This is a genomic window from Vibrio variabilis (assembly GCF_003263785.1).
GTDB classification, from domain to species: Bacteria; Pseudomonadota; Gammaproteobacteria; order Enterobacterales; family Vibrionaceae; genus Vibrio; species Vibrio variabilis.
In genome coordinates this window covers 78516-90920 of record NZ_JYJK01000040.1, presented here as the reverse complement: position 1 = coordinate 90920, position 12405 = coordinate 78516, and the positions used below count along the sequence as shown (strand labels likewise).

The 12405-nt window shown below is 40.6% G+C and carries 9 protein-coding genes; all 9 read right to left on the bottom strand.

The genetic code is table 11. From position 1 onward, the window contains the following. Positions 1-8: 8 nt before the first annotated feature. The 9 genes from TZ48_RS04910 to TZ48_RS04870 all read right to left on the bottom strand — a co-directional run bounded on the left by TZ48_RS04910 (position 9) and on the right by TZ48_RS04870 (position 12349). A complete protein-coding gene (locus tag TZ48_RS04910; protein WP_112478446.1) occupies positions 9-1970 on the bottom strand; it encodes a hypothetical protein in 1962 nt (653 codons plus the stop codon). Next, entirely contained in the window at positions 1957-3096 is a 1140-nt protein-coding gene (locus TZ48_RS04905) for a polysaccharide pyruvyl transferase family protein (protein ID WP_112478445.1), read from the bottom strand. The genes TZ48_RS04910 and TZ48_RS04905 overlap by 14 nt, the downstream gene beginning before the upstream one ends. A gap of 2 nt (positions 3097-3098) precedes the next feature. After that, positions 3099-5399: a glycosyltransferase gene (locus TZ48_RS04900; protein ID WP_112478444.1), complete on the bottom strand. Its 2301-nt coding sequence runs from the start codon at positions 5397-5399 to the stop codon at positions 3099-3101. 9 nt (positions 5400-5408) lie between these two features. Next, entirely contained in the window at positions 5409-5921 is a 513-nt protein-coding gene (locus TZ48_RS04895; RefSeq protein ID WP_112478443.1) for a sulfotransferase family protein, read from the bottom strand. Positions 5922-5926: 5 nt separating this feature from the next. Further along, on the bottom strand, positions 5927-6352 hold the full coding sequence (locus TZ48_RS04890; protein ID WP_112478442.1) for a hypothetical protein: 426 nt from the start codon (positions 6350-6352) through the stop codon (positions 5927-5929). A 2-nt stretch (positions 6353-6354) separates the two neighbouring features. Continuing rightward, complete coding sequence (locus TZ48_RS04885) at positions 6355-8127, bottom strand: coiled-coil domain-containing protein (RefSeq protein WP_112478441.1); 1773 nt, start codon at positions 8125-8127, stop codon at positions 6355-6357. A 96-nt stretch (positions 8128-8223) separates the two neighbouring features. After that, positions 8224-9465 (bottom strand): hypothetical protein, encoded by a 1242-nt coding sequence (locus tag TZ48_RS04880; protein ID WP_112478440.1) that lies wholly within the window; start codon positions 9463-9465, stop codon positions 8224-8226. Positions 9466-9489: 24 nt separating this feature from the next. Continuing rightward, positions 9490-10851, bottom strand: coding sequence for a coiled-coil domain-containing protein (locus tag TZ48_RS04875; RefSeq protein WP_112478439.1), 1362 nt, complete (start codon positions 10849-10851; stop codon positions 9490-9492). A gap of 70 nt (positions 10852-10921) precedes the next feature. Further along, a complete protein-coding gene (locus TZ48_RS04870; protein WP_112478438.1) occupies positions 10922-12349 on the bottom strand; it encodes a phosphomannomutase in 1428 nt (475 codons plus the stop codon). Positions 12350-12405: the final 56 nt, after the last annotated feature.

The window sequence follows — 12405 nt, the reverse complement described above, 5'->3', positions numbered from 1 at the left end:
ACCTATTGTTAAGTTGTACTGATTAAATAAATCAGTCTGTGGTCTGTAATTTGATTAAAGTCTAATTCATTCCCGTAGGCATCATAAATGCATAGAGGCTTATTATGAACTATATTTGCATTTTCTGTTAGTTGTTTGTGTCTTTTATGTCTACAAAAGGATGCTATAATCTTTTCTGATTTCTTATATTTGCCTGAAAATAAAATCGAAGCGCCATTATTTTCAACAGAGTAAGGCTCTGTTGAAAACAGTAATGTATTTAACCATCGAAAAGCTGCGTAACTTGGTCTGGCATACAAGTTTTGATGGCCTATCATAGCATAACCAGAACTGTTATTTTGGTCGTAAAAGAGTTCAGACTCTAGTCTTAAATTCTGATAACGAAACCAGTTGATACATTGTACATACTTCGAGAAGTGTGAGTGTAGAGTAAATAAAGATAAATACTCCGATTGCTCTAGAATGCTAAAGGCTGGGGTGCGAAACCCAATCTCTGTAATATGAGCTTTAAATTCTTTATGGATCTTTGACTTGCGGCTAACAAACTCTTCAAGCATTGTAAATAACTTATGGCTTTGCTCAGGTGAATATGTGTAACCATGTAAAGATAAACCATCCGAGTTATCCAGAATGCCAACATCATCAAGTTTTTTGAAGTACCCAAAATCCCAGCTTGTACTGGATGGTGACAAGACTTTTATACAAGGATTAATTGATTTTATCCCAGTATATGTTGCAGAGTGGAGCTTTCGTAAAGAGTCTAAAGTGTCATTCCATTCATAAATGACGTTTGCTTCATTCCAGCTTTCAATACAATATCTGTTTCCTTCTTGAAGCTGGCTTGCAATCCAACTTATGAGCTTAGAATATTCATCATAGCAAACTGGGGCATAGCGGCCGTAGTCTGAATTTGAACTTCGGCTGAGCCATTTGGGCATCCCTTTAAAAGCTATATAGATAGTAGCGTTATTAATAGCATTGATATTGTAGAATGGATTGTTATCACCAGAAAAACGATAGGTGCCATTTTCTTTCACAATGGAGTTTAAACTGACGATAAGTCGATGGACTTTGCTACCTAACATATGCGTGCCGTGGAAGTTGGTCGCGTCAGAAATACCTAAAGAGTAGCAAGCCCTGCCGGCAGGCAAAGTCTTTACATAGCTATTATGTGACTCAGCGACGACAACATCGCTATGAATCAATCGAAGAGACAACTGTGCTGCGCCAAATTTAGGTATATTAAAGCTTATAATAACACTGTTATTTAAAGGGACGGTACGAGATGAGAATATTCTTCCGTCCTGAGAAACCTCATAGGAAAGTGAAATACCCTCTTTGTATAGCTGGGAGCATAGGTTGTTGGGACTTACTGATAAGTTAAACACTCCAAATTCTGTGATAACCGGAGGTAGAAAAGCGGCATTATTTATACGAAAAATATCGAGAAGTTTTGTTGCACAAACCGCCTTTTTTCTGGCCACTGTAAATCTAGGCTTAGTGATGGTAAGTTCAATATCTCCTTTTGGGTTAGACAAAAAATCAAAGGAAACTTTTGTTATTGGACTTGCAAAGAAGTTTGTAGAAGCATCTATGTTACTCTTAAGGTCAGTGTGATGAAGAAAAGAGCTACATGGAAGGCTTACTTCAAAGCACCTGTCATCAGACAAGCCTAGGATGAAGTCTTTCATATTGCCTCTTCTGAATCGAACAACTTGACCTAAAGAATTTTGTAATGATATTTCAGGGTAACCGAAATCCCCCTTTAGAATATCGGCAGTGATCAATTTCGAAGTTGTAGTAGACAGAGAAAAGGTCAGAAAGCTTGATTCATCTACAGTTGAAGGTTCAACCAGGTTGAATGCCAACCTAGAAATATTTCCATCTGACTTTAGGAAGACGGGGATGGAATCCCCGTCTATTAATCCTGAGCCTGGAGTATAAATACTAGAGGCATCAATTAAATACATGAGATATTCCAGCACCTTGAAGGATATTTTTATATCTATCAAGTAGTTGATGGCGTCTGGCGCTATAATCGGAGAAATCAAACTTGATGTTGTGGCGGAGTTCAGCAAGAGAGTTCACATTTAGGAAATCATTGTGACTAATGTGTGGTAAGGCCATGGTTTCTGCTAGTTCTCGCGTCCTTGAGTCATGGTATATCCATATCGCAGGTGTGCCACTTTGCCAAGCAGCCATATTTCCGTGAAGTCTCAGTCCAATAGAAAAGTCAAAGCGTGCGGAGTCCTCTAACCACTGGTCTACTGAATAGTATAGGCGCATCTTAGTTGCAACAAAGGCTCTAAACTCCTTCGTCGACATGTTAGGTGCGATCGCCATTCTTAAACTTTCTTCATGGTGCTCAGGTACGCTTTCTTGTTGGTTAGGGTTATTCTGGCGAGCATACTTTATAAAAGGTGCAACTGATTGCTGCAAATAGATACCTGCACCAGAGTCAATCCAATCAATCATTTGTCTTTCAGCGTCTCTCTTAGATAGATCGCTAGGCCAAGGTTCGTCTCCTGTTGCAACAAATGATAGAATCTCTCGATCCCACTTCCTCTCTAGGTTCGAAATAAAGTTCTCATTTCTGTTAATAAAGTTGGTTGGACACCCTATTACTTCAGTATTTGTAACGCCATATCGTTCAAGTAGCTTCTTAGTAAATTCGCCTCGCAATCCCGCTACGACGCAACGTTCTTTTACTAGTCGAATGAGCTTCTCGATGCTTGGATGAAAATTAAATGTAGTTTGATCATAATCTTTCGCCTGTGCACCCAACCCAAGGAAAACAAGAGGCAATCCAGTGTTGTCCAAAAAATCAACAAACCCTGAGAAGTCAAAATTTTCTCGGATGAAGTTTGCTGAAGGAATAACGATTAGTCGGCAGGTTTTTTTTACTAGCTCGACATCCCAAGGGATATCTGTGCCAATTATAACTTTATCTTCATCAATCGCTTTTGTTACTGCATATTGGAATAGTAGATTACCAGTGTTTTGGCCAACTTTGGATAATAGAACCTCTGTATCATAAAAACAACAGTCATCAACTCTACCGTGAGTACCAACAATTCCAATTTTCTTATCGTTCATCTTTAAAAATCTCTACCGCTCATTTCTATTTCTCTATAGGTAGTTGACATTCGCATAGCTAATTCGCTAAAGGAACTCCAAGTACTACCTAGTAACTTACTAGCCCTACTAAGCAAAATTGCATCAGCCAAGGCATACTTAATTTGTTCTTTTGAACGATCGTATAGTTCACGCTTAAGGTAAACTAGCCTTTCACCATAATAATCTTCAAAAACTGAGTAAGTTTCTGGAAGGTCTGTTGCCAAGAATAATTTGACATTACTATTACTATTTAGAATTTCATCTATTCGCTTGATAAAGTGCGAGTAATGACTTTTCTCTCTCCAGAAGTGCAATTGGTCATGTCCCTCTTGAGTCCAGTTTTCTACGGAGTCATAAGTGTTATGATCTAATCCAGCACCTGCTTCCATACGAATGTGCGCAGCAATGCAATTACTTAAATTAAAATCTTCTACTAGATCCTGTATTTCTTTAGTTGGGATTAGGCTACGAATAAATTCATTTTCTGTGTCCCAGTGTGAATAAGGAGAGTTAAATGTATAGGCCGCTCTCAGATACAAATGACTGGAGTCGTTAATTTCTATAAGCTTATCTTTACAAGATCCAGCTTCAATCTCCATATAATTGTATACATCCATGCTCAGAGAAGCTTCATTAAGAAAAGACTCCTTAATTACCTTTCCTTGATAGTCGAATAAGTCATCAAATTCACACTCACAGTGATGATCTGATTGCCAAACAATTACTAGTTCACGTCCAGTTTTATTTGCAATCGCAGCCGCTGAGCCAATAGCTCGAATACGATTACCTAAGCCATGTTGTGCGTCTATGTACACTTTTGGATTGAAAAGAGATTCTAATGTTTTTTCAACTGTCTCTTTAGAAAGTGGCATATTATCGATCGAAATTGGTTCGAGACCGTTTTTTGTTCTAACTTCTGAAATAGCACTCGCTAAGGTTTCAGTAAGAGTAATTACTTCTACAAATCCATTCAAATCACCTAAACGTTTGTGCAGAAAGCTATCACCATGTACTAAAGCGTAAAGACGCATTCTCTTTGATTTGGCAATATTGATACATTCATTCAAGAAATCTCTAAAGGAAGAGTTTTTGCTATTAAACTCTATTACCATGTGATTGTTATCTAGCTCACCTAACAGTTCTTTTGTTATATCAAAATGAACACCTGACTCATATTCACGGAAGATGAATTGAGCAAGTTCTTTATATAAGCTAGACTTTGAAATTAACTGAGGTTCTCGATGCCATAAAAAATGCATAGCAGCATATGAGTTAGCATCCGCTATTAAATAATTTGGAATGTTAATTTCTTGAGTTGTTCTCTTTAATGCCCAATTATTGTTATCTAGTTTGATAATATCATAGTTTTGCAATCGATTAATATTCCAGTATTCAGTCGTTCTGCCAATGAATTTATTTCTTTGATTGTTGAACTCTGTAGTAGGAACTACTCCTAGATAGTTATCGATAATTACATCTTGATGGGCTGTACGGTCACCTGCTTTCTGCTCCATGTGAAGTATTGATTTAAAGTCCAAGTAAGTGGTACTTAAGCCGCAATTCGAGGCTAATCGCTCATAAAGGTCAGAATCATCCCATCCGTACGTTCGGATAAGTTCGTTGTAATAACCTATATCTTTAAGGTGCTGTTTATAGGCACCAAAAGAGCCATTTACAAAGACTTGAGAGTCTAGGCCTTGATCTAGTGCAGACTTCCAATAGCCACGTACAAACTGCTGAGAGTTGATACTATTTCTTTCAAGAAAGTCCTCACTTACTTCGATGTCAGCATCAAACTTGAATACTTTAGAGTAAGAGGCGAAACGAAGGCCAACGTTAAACCCATAAGTAAGCACCCATTTACTTTCATCTTCAACGCGCAATATTTTAATTCGAGCATCATTTATTTCTTTAATAGTGTCACAAACTGGATGTTTTGAAGACCAATCAACAATCACAATTTCATCAACTGGCAATTTAACCCAAGTCTTCAGCGCCTTAAGTAGATTTTCATTGCGGTTCATACAGCATGAAACAATACTAATTCCAGGCTTGATATTTTGAGAGTCAAAATCAGAAAGGTGCGAATATGTAGCCTGTTCCAATTTAGCATACGAAGCATTGTTGTCAGAGTGAGGTAGCTTTTCTAAAAGTGCGGCGTGCAAAGCTTTACTTGCATTAGACTTTTCGTCAAACTCGATCTCGGCTAACAACTTACAGGCTAGTGAATAATTACCTGTATCTATTTCATTTTTAATTAGTTGAAACTTTTTGTATAACATAATGGACTCTTAATCTAACCAATCTAGTTTGTTTTTAAATTCATCTATTAATAGTTTGTAATTATCTGATGTCTTGTATTCTAAAACTTTATTATCGTCTATCACTCTACTACGATCACCAATGATATCAGAACTTCTTCCACTATCACCTGTAACTCGAAAAATACCAAACATATCATCAAAAGACTCTTCAAAAGGTATTGCCAATGATTTACATAAAGCTTGCATTTCTATGCTAGGGCGTTTTATAAAATCTTCATAGCTAAATATTTGGTCATCGTTGAAATTTTTGACCAACAATAATATACGACGACAATATTCATCAAATGTTTGAGGGGCAAAATGCACCCAGCCATTTTTAATTAATGAAGTATATGAGTCTATTGGATTTCGAATTGTAAGAATAGACTTAACCTTAAAGTCCTTCTCTAGCAGTGACTCAAGCTCGCTCTTGTCTGGGATATCACCGGACACACAGTAGTCAGCATGAGTGTGATCACGTAATACGAGAATACCACCCATATCTGTTACGTGTTTATAGATGGCTTTAACGCATCTATAAACAGTTTTTCTGCTAATCGCCGATGATTTGGAATACCTGAAAACTTTGAAAGCGAAATCAGATCTGTTGGCCTGTAGCTTGGATTATCTAAATCCATTCCAAGTTCTGTGAAAGGATGAATTTCGCTTAACAAGTAAACGTTTGGCATAGCTGAAATACACTTAGATACCAGCGTTCCACCACTACAAGCAAGGTGATGAATAACCCGTATAGTCGGCTTTTCTTGTTCATGCTTTTTACATACTTGATCGCACCTATCTAATAGTGATTCGGTATCCACCATTAGAGCGCCTGTGACTTGAGGTAAATTTAGCTGTTTTATTTGTTCTGAGCTTTCGAGCAACTCCAGCGCGTCATCCAACTGTTTTTTGAAACTGTTAAAGCTAGTCATGTTTACTCGCCTTTAGCTGAGCCAGAATAAGCGAGCAGTTCTGGGTGCTCTTGCTGTAGTTGATAGTAATATTGCGATGCGATTGTTAGCTTTTCACGCAGCTCTTTAATCAGTTCAACTAACTCCGTTTCTGATTGTAATTTGGCGGTATACTTTTCACGTAAATCGTCCAAATCTACCTGAGATTTAGCAAGCATTTTCTGATTCAAACGAGTGGAGCGAGTGAGTTCAATGTTCTCATTTTCTAGCGATGAGATTCTAGATGCTTGGTTGCTTTCTTTAGCTTTAGAAGCTTGTTGTAGCTCTTCCAGTTGTTTTGACTTACTTGAAAGTTCAGACTCTTTATTTGAAAGTCTCGTTGCTAGATTTTGGTTTTCGGTCTCTAATGATGCTTTGCTCTCGGCGAGCTCAGAGATGCGAGATTCTAAAGTCGAGATACTAGAGACTAGATCACTTTCTTTGGTTTGAGAAGTTCTTTGTAATACTTCTAGTTGTTCTGATTTGTTTGAAAGTTCAGACTCTTTGTTTGAGAGTCTAGTTGCTAGATTTTGGTTCTCGGTCTCTAATGATGTTTTGCTCTTGGTGAGCTCAGAGACACGAGATTCTAAAGTCGAGATATTAGAGACTAAGTCGCTTTCTTTATCTTGAGCGGTTTTCTGTAACACTTCTAGTTGTTTTGATTTGTTCGAAAGCTCAGATTCTTTGTTTGAGAGTCTATTCGCTAGATTTTGGTTCTCGGTCTCTAATGATGTTTTGCTCTTGGTGAGCTCAGAGATGCGAGACTCTAGTGATGAGATACTAGAGACTAGGTCACTTTCTTTGGTTTGAGAAGTTTTTTGCAACTCTTCCAGTTGTTTTGACTTGCTTGAAAGTTCAGACTCTTTGTTTGAGAGTCTCGTCGCTAGATTTTGGTTCTCGGTCTCTAATGATGTTTTGTTCTCAGTGAGCTCAGAGATGCGAGACTCTAGAGACGAGATAATAGAGACTAGCTCTTGTTTCTCTTCAATAAGTTTGTCTAGCTCTTCATGTAGTGCGCTAAATTCTTCCGAGACGGTTTGCTGGTATTCATCAAATTCCGCCTGGAGCGGTTTTAGTCTTGCCTCACTAATCGATTCCATTAATGGCGTCGATGGCTCCGTTTGTTCCAGTTGGCGAGTCAACATTAATGTAGTGATCAGACCGGATGTTTTAATATCAATTAGCTCAAATCCGAGGCTTGTCAGTGAGGCGAGCGCACAAGCTTGGCTTATGGGTTCTGAGGTGTCTTGATTTGCTTTAACTGTTCTTAGTTCAATGTAACTAAAATGGTCAAGAACTTCTCTGGACGTGCCATTGATTACATCACATTCAATCCCATTTAAATCTAAGATCAAGCCATTTACACTGTTAGCATTCTTTAAGGACGGGTGCTGCTCAATGACGTTCGCTAAAGAGAGAGCGGGAACTTGCTGTGTGCCTTCACATACTGCGTTTTTGAACGCTTGCGTCACCCATTTTGTGTTGATGCCTGAAAATTGTGTCGGCTTATGGGGATGAAAATCCGTCATTCCTTCTACCGCGGCAACCACTCGATTGATGACTTTTATGTTCTGGCTAGAAGGCATTGTTTCACATAGAGCTTGGTAGGCACTTGAGTGCCCTTCATACAAGTAAAACTGCTCAGCCTCGTGCTTAAGTAAAGATTCTCGTTCAGTTCCATCACCTGCGCCTAATACAACTAAGTTGGTCATTGGTTGTAAAAATGTTGGCGTTGTAAGGTTTGACTGTGCGCTCATACTGCTCCCTGTATACGGCTAATCTCAATAAGCACCGAGTGGAATAAGTTATTCGATCTCGGTTCAAAAATAAAGATGTTGTTGCGTGATTAATGTTCAATCAAATTGACTGTGTAACCAAGAATTGAGTGGGGCGAAAAGAAACTTCTTGTAATGCCCTGTATTGCCAAATTTTTTTTCGTTTTTATAGAGTGACAACTTTTTTGTAATTGATGTCACGATTTCAGTTTTTTTTTCGCAATATGTGACCTCGCTTATCAGTCGTTTCGCTTCTCTTTCTAGCCAGTTCTTGGTTAGGGTTATTACCTTAAGGTCAAAAAATGCCGCCAGCCACAAGACGCCAGAGCTCTGGTATTGGTATGTCTCGGAGTCATAATTGAGCACTATGGTTTCACTGGTTTGAAATAGCGTCATCAACTCTTGGTGTTCAAGAAACCTATCCACTAATGTGAGGTTGCTATAGGTATTGCTAAGCTGTTTAAGCTGACTCTCGATACTGGCTAGCGAGCTCGACTGGTTAGTGAGTGTGTACTGCACGATAAACTGTTGCTCAGGGCAGTTTGGTACCACACTACGAATTAAGTCAGGTAGTTGCGTAAACCCTTTATCGGGCTTCGCGTCACCCGTAAACAGTAGTACTTGATTTTTACTGTGCTGCCAGCATTGTCGTTGCAGCTTGCTCTCTTGTCCTAATAGCAAGCACGGCTGTATATCAATAGGACGTTTTAACAAGCGCTGATAGTAGTCTTGTATTTCGAAGTCTGCCGCCAATAGCTGTACTGAGCTCAAAGATGAAAGTCGCTTCAATGCTAGCTCATGATGCATCTTACGTGTAATGACTTCAGGCTCAAGTTTAGGTAACCGACTCAAGGGGTGGTACATCAAGCCTACTATTACCCGGTATGGCCTCAACTTCGAAGTGGACACTGTTTGGTGTGCATTTGACAAGGCTAGGTATAACGCTTGTGCGTGCTGCCAACCAAGAGTGTGGCACCATATTACCGTAGAGCCAGCATCCTTATTTTCTACAGCTTTTAATATTGCTTGGTAATACTCACTGGCTAAGTTGAGTGTGTAGTGTATAAGTTGCTGTCGGGTCGGAGACTGATAAAAATACTGATAGTACTCAGTACTAAAGTGCGCGTTAACTTCGACTCCTTGTTGCCGTTTTTGCTCTACGTATGAGGTTGAAATCTCCTTGTGACAATAGACACTTATCCGTGGGTGGTTTAACGCATCGAGAGATACGTCGAGTGCATTTACAATCGCCTCGATACTTGCTGGGTGGTGCCCGCTCAGCTCTTTTAACCCAGGGTCGAGTATAACAAGTTGCTTCATTTTATTGGCTGACGACTAAGTACACTAGGATAACAATTGCAACGTTGTTCGTAAGTGACTACTGTCGTTAGAAACGCAAGCCTCTAAAGGTGTCCAACTCGCTTGCTGTTGATACTTCAAGTAGTAATGCTCGAGTTCTTCTTGCAATTGATGGATCTGAAGCAAGGCCAGTTCGTTTTCAGCTTGTAGTTCGGTCGTGATTGTTGTTTGTTGTGTGAGTTTGTTGTTGAGTAGTTCTACTTTGGATTGTTCTTCAGACAATTTATCCATAAGCTGCTGTTTGTTTTGACTAAGCATGTTTTCTTTACTATCCATTGACTTTTGAAGTTGGTCTATTTCGTTTTGTAGCTGGAGTAGCTGCTTTGCTGCAATCTCGCTTTGTGAAGCCCAATCTTGACTTTTGGTTCGCTCGGATTCTAATGATTGCTCAGACTGTTTTGCCGCCAAGTACGTTTGCTCTAGTTCTTCTTGAAGTTGGTGAATTTGCAGCAATGCTAGTTCGTTTTCTGAGGCGAGCTCAAGGTTTTTCGTGACTAATTGAGCATTTGTCTTGTCGGATTCAATGGTGACGTTATCGAGTTCATCTTTTAATGCTTGCTCAGTTTGGGTCGCTGATAGATGCGCTTGCTCAAGCTCTTCTTGTAGTTGGTGAATTTGCTGCAACGCTAGTTCATTTTCTGATCTTAGCTCGAAGTTGGCAGTTTCAAGTTGAGTAGTTTTCTCTTTGAACTCAGAGGTTATTTTGGCTAAGTTGGCCTGCTCTGTGTTAAGAGCTAGCTTTGCTTCGCGCTCGTGTTCACTGATTTTCTTTTGATAAGTAGCTAACCTGTGGGCAATGCTTGGGTTAAAGTCCTCTCCGAGTAACTCGGCAGCACTTTCGAGCTGCTCAAACAGTGTTTGACTTTTTAGATCAGCATGTAACAAAACCAGCGCTCCCATTTGTGATGCCAACTCGTTTATGGAAACTTTAAGTGATGGTAACTGTGGTAAAGACAATGCGACGTCATACTGCTCGCTCAACAGAGCACAGAGCGCAGTTAGGTTTTGAAAAGTGCGATATTCTTCGACTAGTATGGTGGTCTCTAAGCGCTCCATCGCCCAGCTTAGGCGCTGTTCATGCCTCTGATACCAGTCTTGCTGAGAGGTGTCATGGCTTACTGCCAACTCAGGAGCGCTGTAAAAGCAGATATATAGACAGCCCTCTCGTCGTTCTAGCTCTTCTAACTCACCTGTGTAGATAACGGTGTTCCACCCACTCGATGCGCGAGAATCGGAAGTTTCATTGATGATACCTTGGTGTGCGATGTGCTTCTGCGATTGCAAAAAAGAATCCAGTGCATCTAGGTGACTTTTGTTTTCAATACCATAAAAAATGACTTGCTTCATGCTCTTCTCTCGATGCGGCTAGGCGCCACAGTAAATGACTGTAGCGCCTAGCCATTGGTTCTAGTGTGTTTTATCCGTTTATTTTTTGCACTTGCTCGAGAGCTTGGGCAACATAGTTCGAAGCGATACTGTCCTCAGCAGCCTCCGCGTAGCAGCGTAACTCTGGTGCATTGCCAGATGGTCGAAGGTGAATAATATCGCCGTTATTGAACACCATTCGCAGACCATCGGTGGTGTTTAATGCCTCGAGGTGAAGGTTATCAAACCCTAGGTTTTCGATAAGTCGCTGAGGTTGTAGCGTGCCTTGCGTAAGAATCGTTCGGCTTCTGTCAGTCGCAAAGTTCTGGATGCGGTCACTAGCGGTAAAACGTTTTGGTAATGCGTCAACCAGAGCTTTAATTCCGGACTGCTCTGCAGCGACTAAAACAGCAATAAATGGCAATACTGCATCACGCGTAGGTAGTGCCTTGAGTGATTGGTTGTTGATCTCAATATCGCTACCTAAAAGGAAACCGCCATTGGCTTCAAATCCGGCTATACGTTGATATTTTGATGCAAGGTTTGCGAACTCGGCAATCACGTAAGGTGAGCCAATTCTGGTTCGTTCTGTATGTGAAAAGAACCGGCTGAGTTCTACAGCTGTGTTGCAGCTCACTGGGATGGCAAGAGCCTCAACATTGAGTGCGCGGGAGCACAACAGTCCGAGAATGTCTCCGCGTAGCCAGTTCCCCTCCTCGTCAGCAACGAGAGGTCTATCGCCGTCTCCATCGGTAGAGAATATAGCGTCAAAGCCATAGTCCTTCGACCACGTTTTTGCTTTTTGCTGGTCTTCCTTGCTTACTGCCTCAGTATCTATAGGGACGAACGTATCGGTTCGCTCTAGGCTGACGACTTCTGCACCAAGTGCTGTGAATATGTCAGGGTAAAGGTCACGTCCTGCGCTCGAATGCTCGTAAATACCAATTCGTTTTCCCTTCAATGCGTCACAGCTATATATTGAGGTGTAGCGTTGGATGTAGTGTTCAGCAGCCGTATTATCAGCAATCAGTTCTGAGAGAGTTGAAGGCAGAGTAAAGTCTACAGGTGCGTTGAGAATGGCTTGCTCATCCTGTTTTTCAATCTCGCCATCCGGTCGATAAAACTTAAGACCATTGCGATCAAAGGGAATATGGCTTCCTGTGACCATAATTGATGGAATATTTTGTTGCATCGCGGTATATGCAAGCGCTGGCGTTGGTATAACCCCATAGTAGACGATAGCGACATTGGCCTGCTTAGCTGCCGCCGCGCAGGCTTGTGCCATGGCGACGCTGCTTGGGCGGTTGTCAATGGCAATAGCCAACGTATCAAACGCGAAACTTTGCTGCATCACTGAGATAAAAGCATGGGTAAATGCGGCACATACCTCAGGCGTAAAGTCAGTGACTAAACCACGTGCGCCGCTCGTGCCAAAGGCGACATTGCTTTGGCTTAGACTGGTTGATGAATTGAAAGTCATGTATTGGGTTTCCAATAAATTACAAAATTAAAATCTGCTCGAAGAGTAATTGGTCA

Excerpts from the sequence above, each read along its gene's own strand:
- TZ48_RS04910 (WP_112478446.1), bottom strand. The coding sequence starts at position 1,970 with ATGTATTTAATTGATGCCTCTAGTATTTATACTCCAGGCTCAGGATTA.
- TZ48_RS04905 (WP_112478445.1), bottom strand. The coding sequence starts at position 3,096 with ATGAACGATAAGAAAATTGGAATTGTTGGTACTCACGGTAGAGTTGAT.
- TZ48_RS04900 (WP_112478444.1), bottom strand. The coding sequence starts at position 5,399 with ATGTTATACAAAAAGTTTCAACTAATTAAAAATGAAATAGATACAGGT.
- TZ48_RS04895 (WP_112478443.1), bottom strand. The coding sequence starts at position 5,921 with ATGGGTGGTATTCTCGTATTACGTGATCACACTCATGCTGACTACTGT.
- TZ48_RS04890 (WP_112478442.1), bottom strand. The coding sequence starts at position 6,352 with ATGACTAGCTTTAACAGTTTCAAAAAACAGTTGGATGACGCGCTGGAG.
- TZ48_RS04885 (WP_112478441.1), bottom strand. The coding sequence starts at position 8,127 with ATGAGCGCACAGTCAAACCTTACAACGCCAACATTTTTACAACCAATG.
- TZ48_RS04880 (WP_112478440.1), bottom strand. The coding sequence starts at position 9,465 with ATGAAGCAACTTGTTATACTCGACCCTGGGTTAAAAGAGCTGAGCGGG.
- TZ48_RS04875 (WP_112478439.1), bottom strand. The coding sequence starts at position 10,851 with ATGAAGCAAGTCATTTTTTATGGTATTGAAAACAAAAGTCACCTAGAT.
- TZ48_RS04870 (WP_112478438.1), bottom strand. The coding sequence starts at position 12,349 with ATGACTTTCAATTCATCAACCAGTCTAAGCCAAAGCAATGTCGCCTTT.